Here is a 21,146-nt window from a genome sequence, read left to right as displayed (position 1 = left end):
ATGAGCCAAGACGTACGTATTGAACATGATTCCCTCGGCGAAGTAAAAGTGCCTGCCGGGGCCTTGTATGGTGCGCAAACCCAACGTGCCGTCGAAAACTTCCCCGTGTCCGGGCTCAAACCCTGGCGCGCCTTCGTCTGGTCCATGGCCGCCATCAAGCGCGCCGCCGCCGACGTCAATAGCGGCCTCGGCCTGCTGGATGGCGACAAAGCCAAAGCCATCGCCACAGCCGCCAGCGAAGTGATGGACGGCCAATGGGCCGATCAGTTCGTGGTCGATCCCTTCCAGGCCGGCGCCGGCACCAGCCACAACATGAATGTCAATGAAGTGCTGGCCAACCGTGCCACCCAGCTCATCGGCGGCGAGCTGGGCAACTACCTGGTCAACCCGAACGACCATGTCAACATGGCCCAATCCACCAACGACACCATCCCCACCGCCATCCGCCTCGGCGCCCTATGGCGCCTGGAGGAGTTGCTCGCCGCGGTGGACGGCCTGGCCACTGCCCTCGAAGCCAAAGCCGTCGAGTTTGATGGCGTGGTCAAATCCGGCCGCACCCACCTGCAAGATGCCGTGCCGGTGCGCCTGGGGCAGGAGTTCGGCGCGTATGCCAAAGCCGTGCGCCGCGATGCCGAGCGCATCCGCCGCGCCGCCGATGGCCTGCGCCGCTTGGGCATCGGTGGCACCGCCACCGGCACCGGCCTCAACGCCCATCCCAGCTATCATAAGAACATGGTGGCCCGCCTGAGCGAGATCACCGGGCTGGAGCTGCACACCTCCGATAACCTCTTCGAGAGCATGCAGAGCCTGGCGGATGCCGCCGATTTCTCGGCCGCCCTGCGCACCTACGCGCTGACGATGACGCGCATCGCCAACGATTTCCGCCTGCTCGCCTCCGGCCCCTCCACCGGGCTCGACGAAGTGCGCCTGCCCGCCGTGCAGCCCGGCTCCAGCATCATGCCCGGCAAGGTCAACCCGGTATTGGCCGAGATGATGAACCAGGCCATGTATCACGTCATCGGCTGTGACACCACCGTGGCGATGGCATCGGCCGCTGGCCAGTTGGAGCTCAACGTGATGATGCCGATCATCGCCCACAACCTGTTCGAGATGATGCAAGTCATCATCGGCGCGGTCAACGCCTTCACCACGCGCTGCGTAGTGGGGCTGAGCGCCAATCAAGAGAAGGCCGAAGGCTGGCTGGCGCGCAACGCCATCATCGTCACCGCCCTCAACCCGCTCATCGGGTACCAGGCGGGTGCCGCCTTGGTGAAGGAAGCCGTGAAAGACAACCTGGCAATCACCGAGCTGGCCGTGGAGAAAGCTAACGCCGGCTTGCTCCAGCATGTCAATGAAGATCGCCCTGCCACCGCCGATGAGATCCGCCACGCGCTGAGCGATTTGCGTAAGCTGACCGAGGGCGGCATCGTCAAGTAGGCCGCGCTATGCTGCCCGAGATCCAAGACACCCTGGCCAGCTTGGCTGGCTTGCGCGGCCAGATGGCCGCCATCGTGGCGGCCACGCCGCTGGCTGGCCTCAACTGGCGGCCCAGCCTGCCGCCCGCTGCGGATGAAACCAACTCGCTGGCTGTGCTGGCCGTGCACAGCACCGGCGCCGAGCACTTCTGGTTCGCCGAGGGCATCGCCGCCCAGCCGCCCACGCGCCAGCGTGCCGCCGAGTTCAGCTTCGTGGCGCAGTCAGCCGAGCAGGTCTTGCAGGCCTTGCAAGCCGCCGCCGCCGAAAGCGAGCCGATCCTGGCGGCGCTCAGCGCCGCTCGCTTGGATGAGACCCTCACCTTCAACGGCCGGACGCGCAGTGTGCGTGGCATTCTGCAACATGTGCTGGCGCACTATGCCATGCACCTGGGGCATATGCAGCTCACCTACCAACTGTGGGCTGAAGGCAAGGCCTTTGCGGGCTAAACGTTTTTAAAATGATCGATCTCGGCCAGGGCAGCCTCACTGGCCGCCAGCAGGGCCGCCGGTAGCGCATGCCGCCGGGCGCGGAAGGCAAAGCTGCGCAAAAAGGCCTTAACGTTGAAATGTACGAAACTGGAGCCGGCTTCGGCTGGCTCCAGCGCTCGGGCCGCCAGGCGCTGCAGCCAGGCCACCACATGCTGCTCAGGCAGCAGCTGGCGCCCCAGCGCCGAGAACACCGCCGTGGTCATGCGCTCATCTTCTTCATAGAGGTGCGGCATGGGGGCAAAGGCAATACTGGCAGCGGCCGCATCCAGCAACTCCAGCAGGTCGCTGGGGTGCAGTTGCGCGCACTGCACCAGATCGTCCAGCGCATCGGCGGCATGCGCCGCGGCGTGTGCCCAGCCTTTGCCGGGCACATAGCCGCGATGGTCCTGTTCGCTGCGTAGATAGTGGGCCATGCGCTCTTTCAAGGTTTGCGTTTCCGCTGCGCTCAAGAAGGGGCGCTGGCGTTCGACGATCAGGACCGGCGGCCACAGCAACACCGAAAACGAACGCCGGAAGACCGAATCGTCTCCGGCCTGGCCCAGGCCGTAGCCAAGGTGCTCGTCGTCGGCCAGTTGCCACAGCAACTGGCGCAGCGCCTCGCTCTCGAAGCGCTGCTGGCGCAGGATCCAGCGCGCCAACGTGCCGTAGATCAGGTCATCGCGCAGCTCGGCATCCGGGCTGCCCAGATGGGCCAGCATCGCCTGCGCCAGCGCGAAGACATCCTCTCCATCAGGCGGCGCATATTCTTGGCTGGCAATGCTTTGTAGCAGTGGTTTGAGCTCCGCTTCGCTGTACATAAAACTCCCTTGAACATTCTCCCCATTGTAGATGGCTTTGCGATTCAAAAAAGCGCCAGCTTGTGGCTGGCGCTTTTTCCGAGTCGAACTTGACGTTTAGGGGATGTTGTAGCTTTGCAATTCGATGGTGGTCTCAAAACCGCTGGCGCCTTCCATCGTGGCGCTGCCGGTAGTTTTGACCCAGCCAATATCTGACACCAGCCAGGATGTGTTGGTGGATACCAGGTTGAACGGCACCGTAATGCCCATCACACTGGCCTGCAGGTTGAAGGTGGTAACGATGTCAAGCTTCAGCGCATCAAAGCTGCCCACCGGCGTGCTGACGCTCTCGATGCCGATGGCTTGATAATCCTGTGTGATATTGCCCTGCACCGTGCTCTCGATATCAGCGCTCAGGATCGTACCTTCGATCTCGAAGGTTTGCTGCCAGCTGTCACCCGGTTGGATGTTGCGCGGTATGGTGATGCCGGTGGTCTGCAAGGTTTCCAGGGTGACGTTCAAGCCCGAGTAGGTCAGCGAAGCATCCGCGCCACCGCCATACTCCAGCGCCGTGGCGCCTTCTTCTGAGCAGGTCCAGCGCTGGGTCACGATCAGCGGCTCACCGCCGGTATCGTGAGTTTGGGTCACGGTGAAGCTGGCATCGCCAACTTCGCTGGTGAGCACGCTCCAACTGTAGGGGCCGGTCTCGCTGCTGCCTTCGTAGTGCCAGGTGGCACCTTCCACCACGGGCATGTACTGTACGCTGCACAGGCTGGCCGGCACGCTGGGCTCAGCGCTGGCTTCCGCTGCGGGGCTGCCGGCGCCTGCCGCTTCGGTGGCGCTGGGGCCGGCACCGCCGCAGGCTACCAGCAGAAGCGTGAGTAGAAGCAGGCCGAGGGATTTTGCAAATGGTTTCATGCGTTCTCCTGAGAGGCTGAATTGATGTAGCTAACGATGAAGCGGCACAGAATAGCACGCCGCGGCACTTTCCGCAAAGGGCAAATAGCAGTTAACATCTAGCCATGCCGATTCGCATGTTGCCAGATGCGCTGGCCTCACAAATTGCCGCTGGGGAGGTGGTCGAACGGCCCGCCTCGGTGGTCAAAGAGCTGGTGGAGAACGCGCTGGATGCGGGGGCCAGCCGCATCCAGGTGCGCGTGGAAGGCGCCGGCCAGCGCCTGATCGAGGTGAGCGATGATGGCCTGGGTATCCCCGTAGCCGAGCTGCCGCTGGCGCTGGAGCGGCATGCCACCAGCAAGCTGGCCGCCGCCGAGGATCTGGAACACATTCACACCCTGGGCTTCCGCGGCGAAGCGCTGGCGGCGATCGCCTCGGTGTCGCGCTTCACGCTCACCTCGCGCCCGCCGGCCAGTGAGGCGGCGGCGCGCATTCAGGTGGATGCTGGCCAGCGCGCCGCCCTGGAACAGATCGGCGCGCCAGTGGGTACCCTGGCGCATGTTGAGGACCTCTTTTTCAATCTGCCTGCCCGGCGCAAATTCCTCAAAGGCGATGCTACCGAGCGTCGCCACATCAGCCAACTGGTGGCCCGTTATGCCCTGGCCTATCCCGGCGTGGCCTTCGACCTGCAAATGGACGGGCGCCATACCCTGCAAACCAGTGGCAACGGGGAGCGGCGCGAGATCCTGGCCACACTGTATGATGCCGGCCTGGCACGGCGCATGATCCCGGTGGAAGCGCCGGATGCGCTGGTGGGGGTGAGCGGCTTTATCAGCCCGCCGGATCTGACGCGCGGCAACCGCGCCGAGCTGACCTTTTTTGTTAATGGGCGCTGGGTGCAAGATAGCGCCCTGGCCGCCGCCACCATCCAGGCCTATCACGGCTTACTGATGGTGGGGCGCTACCCGCTGGTGGTGCTGTTCATTGAGCTGCCCAGCGAGCTGGTGGATGTCAATGTACATCCCACCAAAGCCGAGGTGCGCTTCGCCCAGCGCGACCGTGTGTTCACTACCTTGCAGCGCGCCGTGCGCCGCGCCCTGCTGGCACACGCCCCGCTGCCGCAACTGGAGCCGCTACAACCCGGGCTGGCCTGGCGCCCGATGCCGGCTCCCGCCGAGCCGGCCCCCGAACCCTACTCCGAGCTGGCCATGCCGCCGGAGGAAGACGCAGCCGCGCCCATACCCGCCGCGCAAGCCGCCCAGCCGCGGCTGCCGGGCGTACCCCTGCTGCGCCTGGTGGGGCAGGTGGGCTCGGCGTACTTGGTGGCGGAAGGGCCGGATGGCTTATATTTGGTAGACCAGCACGCCGCGCACGAGCGTGTGCTGTACGAGCGCTTTCAGAGCCAGCGCAGCCAACTCGGCTCGCAATTGCTGCTGGAGCCCGCCACGGTGCAGCTGCCCGCGGCGCAAGCCGAGCTGCTGGAAGGGCAACTGGATACGTTGCGCGGCCTGGCCTTTGATGTTGAACCGTTTGGCCCGCAGACCTATAAGGTGCGTGCCATCCCGGCCCTGTTGTTAGGCTCAGACCCAGAGGCGGCGCTGCGTGCCGTGGTGGAAGATTTCGAAGAAGATGAGCAGCCGCTGGAAAAGCAGTTGGAAGCCAAGCTGATCGCACGGATCTGCAAACGCATCGCGGTGAAGGCCGGCCAGGCGCTTTCGCCGGAGGCGCAGCGCGCTTTGCTGCGCGATCTGGAGGCCTGCGAGGCGCCGCGCACCTGCCCGCACGGCCGCCCGACGATGATCCATTTATCGATCGATGTATTGGAAAAGCAATTTGGCCGGCGCGGGGCACGCTAGCGTTTCATCGCAATAAAAAATCAATGCAACTTGCCGGATCAGCGGCGACGCTTGGGTTCTGCGATCAGGTTGACCAGTTTCAGGGTCTGCTGGGCGCTATAGCTCTGCGGGTCCGTCTCGAGCATGGATTGCTGTTGGCGTGTGGCCTGGTAGGCCAGCTCGGGCGCCGGGGTGAAGACGGCGTCGAGCTCACGGCCGAGCTGTTTCTGCAATTCGGCCGCATTCACCGCCAGGTCGTTGCGCACGCGGTGCACCATGGCGGCCATCAGGCGCGCATTGGGCAGCGGCAGCGCTTCCAGGTCTGCCAGCAGCGCTTTGGTCTGCTCAAAGGTATACGGATCGGGCTCAGCCACTACGAGAACATGGCTGCACAAGGCCAGGGCGCGCTGGTTGCCCAGCGAAAGGCCGACGCCCAGATCCAGCACGACATGGTTGGCGATCTGCTTGAGCTCGCCGATGATGGCGGCCATCTGCTCGCCCGCCTGGCTCAGCGGGGCATCGCTGGGGCGCGTGCCAGCCAGCAGCAGGCGCTGGTTGCCCTTGTGTTCGCTGAGCGCAGCTTCCACCGCGCTGCGATAGATATCGCGTGCCGAGCGGCGCAGCAATTGCGCCAGGCCATCGCCGCTTTGGCCCAGGCGAATGTTGAGATCGCCGTGGCCGGGGGTGAGTTCGGCCAGGAGGATGGCGCTTTGCGGGTATTGCTCGGCCAGGCCGGCTGCCAGGTTAATGCACAGGGTTGAAACGCCCTGGCCGCCCTTGGCAGCGAGCACACCGATGACTCTCTGGCTACTGCCCGCCGGGATGGCGGCAGGCGGCGGGCTGGCCGCCGGGCGGCTGGGCTCCTCGCTGGGGAGCGGCGGCAGCATGCTGGTCACCGGGCGCTTAAGGATGTTGCGCACGCGGGCTACCAGCTCGGCGGGGTGGGTCGGCTTGGTCAGGTAATCGTCGGCTCCAGCTTCCAGGCCGGCCACCTTATCGTCTACCTGGGCTTTGGCGGTGAACAGAATGATGGGGATGCCCGCGGTTTGTGGGTTGGCGCGCAGGCGGCGGGTGACTTCGTAGCCATCCATCTTGGGCATCATTACATCCAAGAGGATCAGATCGGGCTTGGCTTCCTGCACCTTGTCCAGCGCTTCCTGCCCATCTTTGGCGATGTGGATCACGAAGCCCTGCTTTTCAAGCGTGGTGCCCACCAGCTTGAGGGTATCCAGATCGTCGTCAACCACCAGCAGCGTATAGGTCTGCGCCATCATAAGGAGTTGAGTCTAGCATAAAGGCGGCGGGGCGGCAATTCATGCCGGCGTGGCCGCTGGGCCGGCGCGCCTCGCTATAATCAGCCTATGGGTGAAAGTGCGTTCCTCTCGGCGGCGGCCGTGGCGCAGTTGGCGCCCGGCGGGCTGCTGGTAGTGGGCTTCTCCGGCGGGCCGGATAGTGCCAGTTTGCTGCATGCCTTGCACGGCCTGGGCCGTTGGCCGCTACTGGCCGCGCACCTGGACCATGCGCTGCGGCCCGAATCGGCGGCGGAGGCCGCCGCGGCGCGCCGGGTGGCGGCTGGCTACGGCATGGCGTTTGCCAGCCGGCGCGTGGATGTGGCCGCTTTGGCGCGGCAGCACAAGCAATCGCTGGAGGCGGCGGCGCGTGCGGCACGCTATGCCTTCTTGTTTGAGCTGGCCGAGCAGCACGGCGCCCACGCCGTGCTCAGCGCACACACTGCCGATGATCAGGCCGAGACGCTGGTGATGCATATGCTGCGCGGGGCGGGCGCGCAGGGGCTGCAAGGCATGCCTGCCTATTGGCGGCCCAATCCATGGAGTGATCGCGTGGCCTTGGTGCGCCCGCTGCTGGAGACAAGCCGTGCCGCGGTGTTGGCATATTGCAAAACCCACGCGCTTGCCGTGCAACAGGATCCCAGCAATCACGACCCCGCATTTTTCCGTAACCGGGTGCGCCACACCCTGCTGCCCGCAATGGAAGCGCTGGCACCGGGCGTGAAGACGCGCCTGGCACACAGCGCCGCAGTGCAGGCTGCTGAGAATGAGGTGCTGCAAGCCGCCAGTGAGGCGGCCTGGCAGCGCTGCGTTGCGCGGCGCGCCGCAGGCTTTATTGGCCTGCAGCGCGGGGCCTTGGCTGCCGAACCACTCGCCCTGCAGCGCCGGGTGTTGCAGCGCGCCGCCAGTGTGCTGCGCCCGCATAGGGATGCGCTTACCTTTGGGTTGATCGAGCAGGCGCGCGCCGCGTTGGACGGCCAGCCGGGCGAGCAGGATTGGTTCGATGGCTTGGTGCTGCTGGTGGAAGGGCCGCAGCTTTGGCTGGCGGAACGTGAGGTATTGCGCCGCGGGCAGCTGCCTGCCGCCTGGCCACAGGCGCCGCAGGCCCAGCTGGCGCTGCCAACGCCCGCCGATGTGACCCTGGGGGCAGGCTGGCGGCTGCGGCTGCAGGTGCAGGCCGCGCCGGCGGCGCCGGCCGCCGACGCGTTCCAAGCCTGGCTGGATGCTAGCCTGGCGGCGCAATTGGTTTTGCGCCGCCCGCAAGCGGGCGACCGCATGGCGTTGCCCCATGGCCGCCAAAAGCTGGCCGACCTGTTCATCAATGCCAAGCTGCCGCAGCGTGCCCGCGCCGCCTGGCCGCTGCTATGTGCCGGCGATGCGGTGGTGTGGGCGCCGGGCTTGCGCCTGGCGCACGGCTATGCCGCCGCACCGGGGCAAGCGGCGGTGCATGCTGAGCTGGTGACAGGTAGCGAGTAGAGCGTGGGCAGGGGGCCGGGCTGCTGGCATATCTTCTGTGCCGTGCGTGCCGAATTGATCAGATAAGGCAGTACTAACCCAAACCCTTGGCGGATTCCCCTTTCGCGGCTGCGCCGCTCAGCGGAATGACAAAAATCATGGCTGTCCCAGAGAGAGCACTACCTGCTCACTCTAATCTCTATCAGAACAATTGCAACTGGTCTTCAGCGCGCAGGCGGTTGAGTTTCATGCTCAACTCGCGCCATTGGATCTCGGAGACGCCTAATTTTTGGCGCAGCAAAGTTTCATCCATCCCGCTGCGCAGGTCGCGCAGCGCACAACTCCAGCGGCACATCAGGAACGAAAGCTGTTGCGGCAGGCCGGCGGCTTTGCCGATATCTTCCAGCAAGTATTCCAAGCGGCGCGGGGACCAGGGAAACAGGGCGCGGCTGAGATCATATTGGCGGCGGTACTCCTCGTACGCTTCCACCCATTCCAGCGGCAGGCTGATCTTGCGCTCCTTGTAACGATCCTTGGGGCTGGGGTAGCGCACGAACAGCAGCGGGCCTTCGGCCGCTTCCATATCCACGTGATTGGTTTTCAGCGCCAGCGTCTCCCCCTTCTTGATGCCAGTGCTGAGCAGCAGGGCCAGCAGGGTGTAGGCGCGCGCATCGCCTTGCTTGCCGCGGCGCTGGCGCGCGGCTACGGCCAGCACGTTCTGCAGTGCGGCTTCATTGAGCACCGCGGGCAGCGGGCTGAGCACGCTGCGCTGCACCACGCGCTCGGCGGGATCGGCCAGCACGGCGCCACCGGCTTGCAGCCAGCGGAAGAAGCCCTTGAGTGACGTGATGCGCCGGCTGAGCGTCTTGGGGCTGCACTCCACGCCGCGCTTGTGTTGCATCCACTCCAGAAAATTGTTCAGGTCATTGGTGGTGATACTGCCCACGGGCTGATCCGCTGGCAGGAAGCTGGCCAGCAGGCGCACATCACCAGTGAAGGCTTTGACCGTGTGCAGCGAAGAGCCTTGGTCGGCCAGGTAGCTGGCCCAGGCCTGGATGGCCGGGGGCAGGGTGCTCTTGGCACCCAGGCTGAAGGGGGCGGCGGTTTTAGGCATGCTCAGCGGTGCTCCTTAATGCGCATAGTCAATCGTTGTAGTGTAGGCAGGCGCCGAGTGCGTGTCAACTCGATCCGGCTTGCAGAAATAGCTTTCTTATCCAGCCCACATGTTATCGATGGCCGCGTTGACTACAATCGTTTAGTTAGATAAACTAACTACTATGCAAAACAAGACTGCCGCTTCGCAAGAGCAATTGATCGCCGTGCTGCAACGCCTGGAAGGCCTGGGGCTGGGCCGCATGGCCGCCAAGGATCTGGAGCTTAGCTTGTCGCAGCTCGGCTTGTTGTTTGCCGTGCAGCGCCATCCCGGCATTCGCGTCAATGAACTGGCGCAGCTGCTGCACTTGAGCGCCCCCACGGTTAGCGTGGGCTTGCGCAAGCTGGAGGGGGAGGGCTGGCTGCTGCGCCAGGCTGATCCGCAGGATAAGCGTTCGCTGCGCCTGCACCTGACCGAAAAGGCGCGCGCCTTCGCGAAACGTGCCCAGCAGTTTCAACGTAAACAGATTGGCGTATTGTTGAGCGGCCTGGAGGCCGAGGAACAAGCGCAATTGGTGCACTTACTCAATAAAGCGATTACCAGCCTGGAGAACCGGGCGGATCAGACCAAGGAGTCATAAAAGATACATGATCAAGCGCATTCAAGAATGGTTCAAAACGATGGGCACCCGCAAATGGTCCATCGTCGAATGGTTCAAGACGATGGATACCCGCAAATGGTTCATCGTCGGTGGGGCGGCGTTGCTGCTGCTGGTGGTGGCGGTGCTGGTGCGTAACGCCAGCCAGCCCAGCCAGTCGGCGGCCAGCAATGTGCAGACCGCCCGCGTGGAGCGCGGCAGCCTGGTCGCCACGGTGGGCGCCACCGGCAGCGTGCGCGCCCTGCAGAGCGCCGCGCTGGCCTGGGAGACCTCAGGCGTGGTGGAGGAGATCCATTTCGCCGTGGGTGACCGGGTGCGCAAAGGCGATGTGATCGCCAGCCTGGTGATCTCCTCGATGCCACCTAACGTCATCCTCGCCCAGGCCGATCTGCAAAGTGCCCAGGATGCTTTCGAAGACTTTGAAAATTCGTTTGGTGATCTGGGCCTGAGCCAGGCGCAAAAAGAGCTGGCCGAGGCGCAAGACGCTTTCGAGAAGGCCCAGCGCTATCTCAGCTCGATCAGCAACCCCGGCCGCCCGGTGGATATTGACCAGGCCAAGGCTAATATGATCCTGGCGCAAGACGGGCTTGACCGGGCGCGCAATGCCTACGAACCCTTTGCCAGCCGCGCCGAGGGCGACCTGACGCGTGCCGGGCTGCTGTTGCAGCTCACCGAGGCGCAGCAGAAATACGATGCGGCTGTGCGCCAGTACAACGCCCTGTCCTCGGGCTCCGGCGCCACACCAATCGCCAAGGCCGAGGCCGATCTGGCGCTGGCGAAGGCCCAACTGGAGATTGCCCAGCAACACTATGACGAAGTCAGCCAGGGGCCTAGCGCCCAGCAGCGCGCCGCGGCCGAGGCACGCCTGGCCGCCGCTCAGGCCAGCGTGGACATGGGCTACATCCTAGCGCCGTTCAATGGCACCCTCACCGATATTTACCCCAACGCGGGCGACCTGGTGAACACCGGTGCGCCGGCCGTGCAGGTGGATAACCTCAGCACCGTGCAGGTGGTGGTGGAAGTCTCTGAAGTCGACATCAACCGCATTGCCGTGGGCCAGCCGGCCAGCGTGGTGCTGGATGCTGTGCAGGATGTGGCCTACGCGGGCGAAGTGGTAGCCGTGGCCCAATCAGGCAACAGCACGCAGGGCGGCGTGACCTTCCGCGTGGTAGTGGAGCTGGATGATGCCGATGCCAATGTGCGCCCGGGCATGACCGCGGTGGTCAACATCGTGGTGACCGAACTAGAAGACGTGTTGCTGGTGCCTAACCGCGCGGTGCGCGTGCAAAACGGCCACCGCGTGGTGTATGTGCAACGCGGCGTGCGCATGGAGCCGGTGCAGATCACCCTGGGCGCCTCGTCTGAGACCTATAGCGAAATTCTGGACGGCGAATTGAAGGAAGGCGATGTGATCGTGCTCAACCCACCGGTATCCAGCTTTGACCCGATGGATCCTTCCAACCAATTCATGGGAGGTTTCAATTAGCGCAACAAAGAAAGACCTGGTGGTTGAGGCGCGTAACCTCACCAAGGTCTATCAAATGGGCGATGTAGAAGTGCACGCCCTGCGCGGCCTCTCGCTCGAAGTGGCACGCGGCGAAGTCATGGCGATCATGGGGCCTTCCGGCTCCGGCAAATCGACCCTGATGAACACCCTGGGCTGCCTGGACCGGCCGACCAGCGGCGAATACTACCTGGACGGCGAAAGCGTGGCCGAGATGAATGATGACCAGTTGGCGGATGTGCGTAACCGCAAAGTGGGCTTTATTTTTCAGACCTTTAACTTGCTCAAGCGCGCCAGCGCCCTGGCCAATGTCGAGCTGCCGCTGCGCTATGCCAACCGCAACGAAGACCGCAGCGCCATCGCCCGCCAGGCGCTCGAAGCCGTGGGCCTGGGCGAGCGCCTGCACCACAAACCCAACGAACTTTCCGGTGGGCAGCAGCAGCGCGTAGCGATTGCGCGGGCGCTGGTCAACAATCCGGCTTTCATCATGGCGGATGAGCCCACCGGCAACCTGGATAGCAAATCGGGCGATGAGATCATGAAGATGCTGTTGGCGCTCAACAAAGAGCGCGGCGTGACCCTGATCATCGTTACCCATGATCCTGAGATCGCCAAGCGCACCCAGCGCGTCGTCACGATCCGTGATGGCCAGGTGGCGGAGAGCTAACATGAACTATCTGAATTCTTTTGTGGTCGCGCTGGAGAGCCTGGCCGCCAACAAATTGCGCTCGGCGCTCACCGTGCTGGGCATCGTCATCGGTGTCGCCGCGGTGATCGCCATGCTGGCGGTGGGGCGCGGGGCGCAGAGCACGATCACCGGCACGATCGAAGGCATTGGCACCAATTTGCTCTTCGTCATTTCCGGCGGTGGCAGTGATGTCACCAACCCCAAACCGCTGACCCTGGCGGATGCCCAGGCGATGCAAGACAACTTCGCCGCGCCCTCGGTGATCGGCGTGGCGCCGATGATGCAAGGCTCGGCCACCGTCACCGCCCAGGGTGAAAGCACCTCCACCGTGCTCGATGCAGTCACGCCGGACTACAGCTGGGTGCGCAACATCGAGCTCACCGAAGGGGAGTTCATCTCCGAGGCGCACCTGCTGGCGCGCTCGGCGGTGGTGATCCTGGGGCCGGATGTGGCCGAGGAGCTCTTCGGGCGCACGGATGGCGTGGTGGGTGAAAGTGTGCGCATCGAAGGCCAGCCCTTCCGCGTGATCGGCTTGCTGGTTTCCAAGGGCGGCTCGGGCTTCACCAATGAGGACAATCGCGTGATTGTGCCGCTCACCACGGCCCAGGCGCGCCTGCTGCGGCGCACCACACCCAACCGCGTCGATATGGTCATCGTGCAGGCGGCCAGCTCGGAGGCAGTACCCCAGGCCAGTGAAGAGATCGCGGCCATCCTGCGGGCACGCCACCGCACTGGCATCGGCGCCGATGATTTCACCATCTTCAACCAGCAAGACTTTTTGGATACGGCTGCGGCGGTGACCGGTGTGCTGACCATTTTCCTGGGCGGCGTGGCGGCCATCTCGCTGCTGGTGGGCGGCATCGGCATCATGAACATCATGCTCGTCTCAGTGATCGAGCGCACGCGTGAGATCGGCCTGCGCAAGGCGTTGGGGGCGTGCAAGCGGGACATTCTGATCCAGTTCCTGGCCGAATCGTCGATGCTCAGCTTGCTGGGCGGCGTGCTCGGCATTCTGCTCGGCTGGCTGATCTCGCTCGCCGTGGGTGCCGTGGCGGCCGCCAGCAACGCCGATATCACCCCCGTGATCGGGCTCGATTCTGTGCTGCTGGCCACTCTGTTCTCGATGGCGGTGGGCCTGTTCTTTGGCTTGTACCCGGCCAACCAGGCGGCCAGTTTGCAACCGGTGGAAGCGCTGCGTTACGAATAGGCGCGGCTACAGTGTCTGTAATCGGGCTGGCCATTGGCCAGCCCGATTTTTTTTTGCATGAGATTGCCTGCTTTCACAAAAAATTGCCGGGGCGGGTTATAACAGTATCGCCAACGCAGGCTGGGGGTTATGCCCTGTGGATCGCTGGCCCAGAGCTGAATAGATGAGGAGTGTATGAAGAGCAAAGATTGGTTGGTATTTCTGGGCCTGGCCTTGGCCTGGGGTTCGTCTTTTTTCTGGATCAAGATCGCGCTGAGCGAAGTGGGCCCGTTCCTGCTGGTGGCGCTGCGCGTGCTGTTTGGCATTCTAGGCTTGCTGGTGGTCTACTTCCTGCGCAAATCCGAATGGCCGCGCGATAAGGCCCTGATCCGCAACCTGCTGATCCTGGGCATCACCAATACGGCGTTGCCGTTTGCGCTCATCTCCTGGGCGGAGCTGCACATTGACTCGGCGGTGGCCTCAATTTTGAATAGCTCGGTGCCCTTGTTCACCACCGTGATCGCGCACTTCATGCTCAGCGATGACAAGATGAGCGTGCGCCGTGTGGCCGGCCTGCTGGTGGGCTTTGTGGGCGTGGCCCTGCTGGTGCTGCGTGATGTGCCGGGGGATGTGCGTCTGAACCTGCTGGCACAGGGTGCCATGATCCTGGCGGTGTTGTTTTATGCTGGCAGCGCGGTGTTTGCGCGCAGCCGCACCAAGGGCACCACGCCGGTAGTGCAGGCACTGATCCCGCTGCTCTCCGCGGATGCGTTCATTTGGGCCTCAGCGCTGGCCGTGGAATCCCCGCTGCATCTACCGCAGATGGGCATCACCTGGGTGGCGCTGGCCTGGCTCGGCCTGGTGGGTTCGTGCGCCGCCTACCTGTTTTACTATTATCTGATCCACTCCGTGGGCCCGACGCGCACCACCATGGTCACCTATACTTTTCCGGTGGTGGGGGTGACGCTGGGTGTGCTGTTCCTGGGCGAGGCGCTGGATTGGCATCTGGTGCTGGGCGGCTTGCTGATCCTGGCCAGCCTGCTCATCGTCAACCGCGGCTAAGCCCAACGCATGGCCTCTTCCCCTGTACGCAGCCAGGCGCGCCTGGAGCTGCTGGCTTTCGTTGCCCTATGCCTGGCGTGGGGCGGTGCCTTTTACTGGATCAAAGTAGCGTTGGTGCAGTTGCCGCCCTTCACGCTGGTAGGTTGGCGCCTGTTGGTGGGCGGCCTGCTGCTGGCGCTGCACGCCCTGATCGTGCGCCCGCAATGGCCGCGCGGCTGGGCGCAGTGGTGGCCGCTGTTGTTGATGGGCCTGATCAATATGGCGGTGCCGTGGGTGATGACCACTTCCGGCCAGCAATACATTGATACCGGCGTGGCTTCCATCATGCTGTCCACTATGCCCTTGTTCACTGTTATTTTGGCGTACTTCACGTTGAAGGAAGACCGCCTGCGCGGCTGGCAGTGGCTGGGCTTGCTGGTGGGCTTTGCCGGCGTGGTGCTGTTGCTTTTGCGCGATGTGGGGGCAAGCCAATCGACGCTGTGGGGCTACGTTTCGCATTTGCTGGCCGCGTTCCTGTACGCGGCCAGCGCGGTGTTCGCCCGCAAAGCCTTGCACCCGCACAGCGTGCTGGTGCAGGCGCTGGTGCCCACGCTGTTCAGCGGTGCGCTGGTATGGCTGCTGGTGCCGCTGGTCGAGCGGCCGGTGCAAGCGCCTACCCAGTGGCTGCCGCTGCTGGGCGTGCTCTACCTGGGTGTGTTTAGCTCCTACCTGGCCTATTTGCTGTATTACTACTTGATCCGTACCATCGGCCCGGCGCGCGTTTCGCTGACCACTTACACCTTTCCCCTGGTGGGCGTGGTGATGGGCGTGCTGTTCCTCGGCGAAACGTTGGATCCGGCCCTGTTGCTGGGCGGTGGCTTGGTGCTGGGCAGCGTGTTTATCGTCAACCGGGCTTAGTTGCGCTTGTCGCGCGGGCTGGCCGGGCGGGTGAGCTTGCGCAAGTACTCGATGGCTTCGGCGGCGCGCAGCTGGCCTTGGTTGAGCAGGTGCGCGGCGGCCTGGCGGGCACGCTCCAGGCGGATCTGCAACTCTTGCCCGCTCAGCTCGTACAGCTCCACCAGCACGCCGTGGGTACTCTCCGGGTGGATGAAGGCGATCTTCTTGCCGCCTGTGCCGATGATCGGCTCGGGGTTGATCAGGCGCACATTTTTGGTGCGCAGGTGCGCCATGGTGGCTTCAATGTCATACACCTCGAAGCAGATGTGATGCATACCTGGCCCGCGCTTCTCCAGGTAGCGTGCCACGCCGCTCTCCGTATCCGTGGGGGTCACCAGTTCCACTTCGCTCTCGGCAGCGGGCAAAAAGGCCACGATGGATTTTTCGCTGGGCACTTCTTCGAGGTGCGAGAGATCTAGCCCGAGCGCATCCTGCCAGAATTCCAGGGCTTTATCCATGTCCTTTACCACCACGGCGATGTGATCGATCTTCTTGACGAACGAAGGCATTGCGCTTCTGGCTCCTTAGGCCGCGGGCGGCTGGTATTCACCCCACAGGCTGCGCAAGTGATTGCAGATCTCGCCGAGGGTGATGTTGTTCTCTACACATTCAATGAACACCGGCAGCAGGTTCTGGCTGCCTTTGGCGGCCGTCTCCAGATGGCCCAGCAGCTCGTGCACGCGGGCGTTATCACGCCGTTGGCGCAGCGCCGCCAGCCGTTGGCGGGCGGCAGCCTCCAGGCTCGGGTCGACTTGCAGGCGTTCGGGCTGCACGTCTTCTTCGGTTTGGAAGGCGTTCACGCCCACCACGATCTCTTCGCCGCTCTCCAACGCTTGCTGGAACTCATAGGCGGCGTTCTGGATCTCGTTCTGCACGTAGCCCTGCTGGATCGCCGCCAACGCGCCGCCCATACCCTCGATGCGCTCGAGGTATTTTTGCACCTCGGCTTCGATCTGGTCGGTGAGGTACTCGATGGCATACGCGCCACCCAACGGGTCGACCGTATCGCCGGCCTTGGATTCGTGGGCAATGATCTGCTGCGTACGCAGCGCCACGCGCACGGCGCTCTCAGTGGGCAGCCACAGCGCCTCGTCCAGGCTGTTGGTGTGCAGGCTCTGCGTGCCGCCGAGCACGGCGGCCAGCGCCTGCACCGTCACGCGCGCCACGTTGTTCTGCGGCTGCTGGGCGGTGAGCGTGGAGCCAGCCGTCTGCGTGTGGAAGCGTAGCTTCCATGAGGCCGGGTTCTGCGCCTTGAAGCGCTCTTTCATGATGCGCGCCCAAATGCGGCGGGCGGCACGGAATTTGGCGATCTCTTCAAGAAAGTGGTTGTGGGCGTTGAAGAAGAACGAGAGCTGGCCGGCAAAATCGTCTACGTTTAGGCCGGCGCGCAGCGCCTCTTCCACATAGGCAATGCCATTGGCCAGGGTGAAGGCCACTTCCTGCACGGCGGTGGAGCCAGCTTCGCGGATGTGATAGCCCGAGATGCTGATCGTGTTCCAGCGCGGCACTTCCTGCTGGCAATACTTGAAAATATCGGTGATCAGCCGCATCGAGGGCTGGGGTGGGTAGATATAGGTGCCGCGGGCAATGTATTCTTTCAGAATGTCATTCTGCACCGTGCCGCGCAGCTTGCTGGGCTCCACCCCCTGGCGCTTGGCCACGGCGATGTAGAGCGCCAGCAGGATGGCGGCCGGCGCGTTGATCGTCATACTGGTGGAGACCTGGTCGAGCGGAATGCCCTCGAACAGTTGCTGCATATCCTCGATGGAGGAGATGCTCACGCCTACTTTGCCCACCTCGCCCAGCGCCATTGGGTCGTCGGCGTCGTAGCCGATCTGGGTGGGCAGGTCGAAGGCGACGGAGAGGCCGGATTGGCCCTGCGAGAGCAGATAGCGGTAGCGTTGGTTGGATTCCTCGGCGCTGGCGTAGCCAGCGTACTGGCGCATGGTCCACAGGCGGCCGCGGTACATGGTGGGCTGCACGCCGCGCGTGTAGGGGTATTCGCCCGGCGCACCCAGCGCACTGGCCGGGTCACTGTGTACGTCACCTGGCGTGAGCACCCCGGGCAATTCGATGCCGCTGGGGGTGGCGAAGTTGGGCTTGCGCTCGTCTGGCTTGGGGGAAGGGGTGTCTGATGCCATGCAGAGCAGAGTATACCTGCACGCGTGGCGCCGCCTGTTGAGCCCAGCCGCGGTGGCGTGGCGCCGCTTGTTCAACACAGCCGCGGTGGCGTGGCGCCGCTGCGGCGCCTAGCCGATTGGGTAGTGTCTTTTTATTCGCAATGAGGTATCATTAGCGGGTTATGGCAAAAGAAAAAGACATGGTCAAAGTTGAGGGCACGGTGATCGAAGCGCTGCCGGGCACTCAGTTCCAGGTTGAGCTGGATAACGGCCACCGCGTGCTTGCCTATCTTTCGGGCAAAATGCGCCGCTTCTATATTCGTATCCTCCTGGGTGACCGCGTCACCTTGGAGATGTCGCCGTATGATATGCAGCGCGGCCGCATCGTCTACCGCTACAACAAGGCGCCCAACCAAAACCCAATGCCCTAAAAAAGCCCCGCAATTTGCGGGGCTTTTTGTTACTGAAAATATACCGTTTGCCCGGGCGTCAGCGTATAGGGGAAGTTGAGATTGTTGCGCACGGCGACCTGTAGCCAATCCAGCCCATAGTAGTGGGCCAACGCAAACAAGCTCTCCGTGCGCCCGGCGGTGTAGTACTCAGGCACCTCGATCGCCACGGGCGGCGGGCTGCTTACCTGCGGGCTGGCCTGGCCGTCGGCTGCGGGCAGTTGCAGCACTTGGCCGGGCAAGAGCAGGTAGGGCGATTCCATCTCGTTGATGGCGGCGAGCGCCTGCCAATCCAGCGCCAGCTCACGAGCGATCTTCATCAAATGATCGCCGCGTTGCACCGTATAGGTGCCGGCGCTGGGCACTACGGGATTGGCCTGCGGCGGAGCCTCCACGCGCAGGGTCTGGCCAGGGAAGAGCGCATAGGGATAGGCGATATTGTTCCAGGCGGCCAGATCCTCCCAGGCTAAGCCCAGGCGGGCGGCCACGCGCTGCAGCGTGTCGCCGCTTTGCACGCTATAGCCGGGCGCGCCGGCTTCTTCGGCAGGCTCGCTTTGCGGTTCGCTGGGCTCGGCTAGGTAGCGCGGCCCGTCGGTGAATACGGCCATGTTGTTCAGCACGCCCCATGAAGCCAGGAAGTTTTGTATCGAGTGGGTGATGGTGTAGCCGGTCAGCGCATCGACGAGTTGCACCGAGTTTTCGTCGTAGCCGATCAGCGTCATGGTGTGCTGGTTGTGCGCCACGCGGACACTCAGCCCGGCCTGGGTGGTGTACGTGCGTGGCGTGCCGGCCCACACGCTGCCGATGACCCACACGATCACCGGGCGCCCGGCGGCGATTTCGTTTTGCAGATCGCCCCAGCTCAACCCTTCGGCGGCGTTGGCGTTGAGCCCATAGCTGCGCAGCAGGCGCGCGATCGGCTCGGCATGCACGCCGTAGGAGTTGGGCGGAATATAACCCCAGGCGTCGTTGACGTTGCCAACGAAACCCAGGTTGGGGTCGTCTGAACTGGGCAGGTTGGTAAAGAATTCGGTTTCGGTGATGGCATAGCCCCAGAAAGCGGCCACATCCACGGCCGAGCGCGATTCGCACGACAGCGAATACTGCTGGGCGCGGCCGACGAAGCCGCTAATGTACGCCTGCGAGGGCAGATCGGCCTGGGATGGCAGGTTGGCCGGCGCGGCGTGGGCGGCGATAGGTGCTGTTGCCAAAGCAAGCAGCAGGGTGAAGGAAAAGAGCGCTTTCTTCATAATCTTTGTTGCCCAAATACTACCCTTGGTACGAACAGATTATTCGATTAATCAATTAATCGATCGAATAATCCATATAATCGCTCGCATGCCATCCTTCACTGATTCTGCACAAGCCCTGCTGGGCGAACCACTGAGCGCCGAGCAAGCCGCCGCCTTTGACACCTATGCCGCTGAGTTGCTGGAGTGGAACCAGCGCATCAACCTGACTGCCGTGCGCGAGCGCGAAGCCGTATACACGCGCCACTTCCTCGATTCGCTGAGCTGCTGGCTGGCCATGCGCCAGCAGCCGGGCAGCCGCATCATTGATGTGGGTACCGGCGCCGGGCTGCCGGGGCTGCCGTTAAAAATTTGGCAGCCGGGGCTGCAGCTCAGCCTGCTGGAGTCGGTGGGCAAGAAGGCGAGCTTTCTTGAGCATATCGTGCAAGTTCTGGGCCTGCGCGATGTGCAGGTGCTCACCGCCCGCGCCGAGGACGCCGGGCGTGACCCGGCGCAGCGCGAGCAGTACGACTGGGCGCTGGCACGCGCCGTGGCGCCGCTGCCGGTGCTGGCGGAGTACCTGCTGCCCTTCGTACGCATGGGCGGCTACATGCTGGCGCAGAAGGCGCGCGGCGTGGCTGAGGAGGCCAAGGCGGCGGCCAACGCCTTCGGACAACTGGGCGGCAAGCTACACGAGCTGGTGCAGGTGCGCGTACCCGGCCTGGAGGATGAGGAGCGCTGGCTGGTGGTGGTGCGCAAGGTGAAAGCTACGCCGGAACGCTTCCCGCGCCAAGCGGGCACGCCGAGCAAGAAGCCGCTGTGAGACAGCGGTCAGCGCTCAGCGATTAGCTTTAAACCTTTGCTTGCTCTTTTGCAAAAATAGAGCCGTAGGGGCGGGGTAACCCCGCCCCTACCAGTGGGATTGAATTCTTGCCAGTTGGGATGACAATCCAACAAACTCTCGTAGGGGCGAAAGCCTGTGTGCGCCTGCACTTGGGGATTGCTTCGTTGTTCAGCGGCTGCGCCGCTTCACGGCCTCGCAATGACGGGGCCGGGGTGGGGCGCAGCATGCTGCGACCTTGAGTGTCATTCGAGCGTCAGCGAGGAATCCGTGCTACGCTCATTTTCTTTACGGCATATCTGTGCATCCAGCCCACAACGGATTCCTCCTCGGCCTTCGGCCTCGTTCGCAATGGCAAGAAAATGCAGCGTTGGCGAGGCGGCGCAATTCTTATCATTGCGAGGAGTATTACCGCTAAACGGTGCCGCTTGCAGCAAACGGACGAAGTAATCTGGTTCTTGGCAGCCATCAGGGGCGTAGGCTGCTCTGCAGCGTAGCATGCCTCGCAATAATTGAGCTATGCGAATTAAAAGAATAGCAAGCCGACTAGCGCAGGGCCTTGGCTTTGTACTTGACGCCAGCCAAGCCTGCAAAATCTGCATCCTGGGTCCATATCACGGCGTTGTTAGCGTAGCCGCTGGCGTAGATGATGCTATCTGCCATCGGTAGCTTGAGTTCCAGCGAGAACTTGGCTGCCAGTAACGCAAGCTCTGCGTCCAGCTCAATGATCAGTCCCTCGTGCATGATGGAGACAGCCTGTAGCGCTGCCCCTTCTCCGCGTTGATGATGAATGCGTTTAAAGACCTCGTAAAGGCACACGCTCGGCACGATCAACTGGCTAGTTTTCTTGATAGGTGCGGCGAAGAAAGCCGCGTTGGGGCCATCGGCAAAATACTCTAGCCACCCTGATGAATCGATGAGGTTCATTCGCGGTCTGGCTCACGGTCTACGTCTGTATCAATCCCCTTGTATAGCCCGCGCGCTTCAGCGATACCGATTTGAGGGATCAGTTCAATACGATCGCCATATTGAATCACACGCACCGTCTGCCCGGGCTTGATGCCCAGTGATTTGCGAATGGCCTTGGGAATGACGATCTGAAACTTCGGGGATACTTTTACGCTTGTCATACGTTTTTCCTATCGATGAGAAAATCGTATGACG

21 protein-coding genes are annotated in these 21,146 nt (G+C 63.3%); 12 read left to right on the top strand and 9 right to left on the bottom strand.

The window, feature by feature from the left end:
- Both KF821_08850 and KF821_08845 read left to right on the top strand, forming a co-directional pair.
- Complete coding sequence (locus KF821_08850; protein MBX3005915.1) at positions 1 to 1,437, top strand: aspartate ammonia-lyase; 1,437 nt, start codon at positions 1 to 3, stop codon at positions 1,435 to 1,437.
- Between the two features lie 8 nt (positions 1,438 to 1,445).
- Positions 1,446 to 1,922, top strand: coding sequence for a DinB family protein (locus tag KF821_08845; protein ID MBX3005914.1), 477 nt, complete (start codon positions 1,446 to 1,448; stop codon positions 1,920 to 1,922).
- Here the strand turns inward: KF821_08845 and KF821_08840 are convergent.
- Complete coding sequence (locus tag KF821_08840; protein ID MBX3005913.1) at positions 1,919 to 2,761, bottom strand: DUF2785 domain-containing protein; 843 nt, start codon at positions 2,759 to 2,761, stop codon at positions 1,919 to 1,921. The genes KF821_08845 and KF821_08840 overlap by 4 nt on opposite strands.
- A gap of 96 nt (positions 2,762 to 2,857) precedes the next feature.
- The gene (locus tag KF821_08835) at positions 2,858 to 3,658 is read right to left on the bottom strand and encodes a hypothetical protein (GenBank protein ID MBX3005912.1); all 801 of its coding nucleotides are present in this window, start codon (positions 3,656 to 3,658) and stop codon (positions 2,858 to 2,860) included.
- 104 nt (positions 3,659 to 3,762) lie between these two features.
- Here KF821_08835 and mutL point away from each other — a divergent pair, with 104 nt between their 5' ends.
- Entirely contained in the window at positions 3,763 to 5,493 is a 1,731-nt protein-coding gene (gene mutL / locus KF821_08830; protein MBX3005911.1) for a DNA mismatch repair endonuclease MutL, read from the top strand.
- Positions 5,494 to 5,531: 38 nt separating this feature from the next.
- Here the strand turns inward: mutL and KF821_08825 are convergent, their stop codons facing one another.
- A complete protein-coding gene (locus KF821_08825) occupies positions 5,532 to 6,746 on the bottom strand; it encodes a response regulator (GenBank protein MBX3005910.1) in 1,215 nt (404 codons plus the stop codon).
- Between the two features lie 87 nt (positions 6,747 to 6,833).
- On the opposite strand from KF821_08825, the gene tilS reads away from it, so the two are divergent.
- A complete protein-coding gene (tilS, locus tag KF821_08820; protein MBX3005909.1) occupies positions 6,834 to 8,237 on the top strand; it encodes a tRNA lysidine(34) synthetase TilS in 1,404 nt (467 codons plus the stop codon).
- A 181-nt stretch (positions 8,238 to 8,418) separates the two neighbouring features.
- On the opposite strand, the gene KF821_08815 is transcribed toward tilS, so the two are convergent.
- A complete protein-coding gene (locus KF821_08815; protein ID MBX3005908.1) occupies positions 8,419 to 9,330 on the bottom strand; it encodes a site-specific integrase in 912 nt (303 codons plus the stop codon).
- Between the two features lie 163 nt (positions 9,331 to 9,493).
- On the opposite strand from KF821_08815, the gene KF821_08810 reads away from it, so the two are divergent.
- The 6 genes from KF821_08810 to KF821_08785 all read left to right on the top strand — a co-directional run bounded on the left by KF821_08810 (position 9,494) and on the right by KF821_08785 (position 15,304).
- Complete coding sequence (locus KF821_08810; protein MBX3005907.1) at positions 9,494 to 9,949, top strand: MarR family transcriptional regulator; 456 nt, start codon at positions 9,494 to 9,496, stop codon at positions 9,947 to 9,949.
- 7 nt (positions 9,950 to 9,956) lie between these two features.
- Positions 9,957 to 11,453 (top strand): efflux RND transporter periplasmic adaptor subunit, encoded by a 1,497-nt coding sequence (locus tag KF821_08805; GenBank protein MBX3005906.1) that lies wholly within the window; start codon positions 9,957 to 9,959, stop codon positions 11,451 to 11,453.
- A gap of 19 nt (positions 11,454 to 11,472) precedes the next feature.
- On the top strand, positions 11,473 to 12,138 hold the full coding sequence (locus KF821_08800) for an ABC transporter ATP-binding protein (protein ID MBX3005905.1): 666 nt from the start codon (positions 11,473 to 11,475) through the stop codon (positions 12,136 to 12,138).
- 1 nt (position 12,139) lies between these two features.
- Entirely contained in the window at positions 12,140 to 13,366 is a 1,227-nt protein-coding gene (locus KF821_08795; GenBank protein MBX3005904.1) for an ABC transporter permease, read from the top strand.
- Between the two features lie 174 nt (positions 13,367 to 13,540).
- A complete protein-coding gene (locus KF821_08790) occupies positions 13,541 to 14,407 on the top strand; it encodes a DMT family transporter (protein ID MBX3005903.1) in 867 nt (288 codons plus the stop codon).
- Between the two features lie 9 nt (positions 14,408 to 14,416).
- The gene (locus KF821_08785; protein MBX3005902.1) at positions 14,417 to 15,304 is read left to right on the top strand and encodes a DMT family transporter; all 888 of its coding nucleotides are present in this window, start codon (positions 14,417 to 14,419) and stop codon (positions 15,302 to 15,304) included.
- On the opposite strand, the gene mce is transcribed toward KF821_08785, so the two are convergent.
- Positions 15,301 to 15,852, bottom strand: coding sequence for a methylmalonyl-CoA epimerase (mce, locus tag KF821_08780; GenBank protein ID MBX3005901.1), 552 nt, complete (start codon positions 15,850 to 15,852; stop codon positions 15,301 to 15,303). The genes KF821_08785 and mce overlap by 4 nt on opposite strands.
- A gap of 15 nt (positions 15,853 to 15,867) precedes the next feature.
- A complete protein-coding gene (locus tag KF821_08775) occupies positions 15,868 to 17,484 on the bottom strand; it encodes a methylmalonyl-CoA mutase (GenBank protein ID MBX3005900.1) in 1,617 nt (538 codons plus the stop codon).
- Positions 17,485 to 17,645: 161 nt separating this feature from the next.
- Here KF821_08775 and infA point away from each other — a divergent pair, with 161 nt between their 5' ends.
- Positions 17,646 to 17,894, top strand: coding sequence for a translation initiation factor IF-1 (infA, locus tag KF821_08770; GenBank protein MBX3005899.1), 249 nt, complete (start codon positions 17,646 to 17,648; stop codon positions 17,892 to 17,894).
- Positions 17,895 to 17,923: 29 nt separating this feature from the next.
- Here infA and KF821_08765 read toward each other — a convergent pair whose 3' ends face one another.
- A complete protein-coding gene (locus KF821_08765; GenBank protein ID MBX3005898.1) occupies positions 17,924 to 19,162 on the bottom strand; it encodes a LysM peptidoglycan-binding domain-containing protein in 1,239 nt (412 codons plus the stop codon).
- Between the two features lie 88 nt (positions 19,163 to 19,250).
- Between KF821_08765 and rsmG the strand changes: the two genes are divergently transcribed.
- Positions 19,251 to 19,964, top strand: a complete 714-nt coding sequence (gene rsmG / locus KF821_08760) for a 16S rRNA (guanine(527)-N(7))-methyltransferase RsmG (protein MBX3005897.1) — start codon at positions 19,251 to 19,253, stop codon at positions 19,962 to 19,964.
- A gap of 564 nt (positions 19,965 to 20,528) precedes the next feature.
- Here the strand turns inward: rsmG and KF821_08755 are convergent.
- A complete protein-coding gene (locus tag KF821_08755; GenBank protein MBX3005896.1) occupies positions 20,529 to 20,909 on the bottom strand; it encodes a type II toxin-antitoxin system VapC family toxin in 381 nt (126 codons plus the stop codon).
- The gene (locus KF821_08750; protein ID MBX3005895.1) at positions 20,906 to 21,112 is read right to left on the bottom strand and encodes an AbrB/MazE/SpoVT family DNA-binding domain-containing protein; all 207 of its coding nucleotides are present in this window, start codon (positions 21,110 to 21,112) and stop codon (positions 20,906 to 20,908) included. Before KF821_08750 ends, KF821_08755 begins: the two co-directional genes overlap by 4 nt.
- Positions 21,113 to 21,146: the final 34 nt, after the last annotated feature.

This window comes from Anaerolineales bacterium (assembly GCA_019637755.1).
GTDB lineage: Bacteria > Chloroflexota > Anaerolineae > Anaerolineales > UBA11579 > JAMCZK01.
Note: the sequence above shows the minus strand (reverse complement) of the source record. Positions and strands in the feature narration are given on the sequence as shown.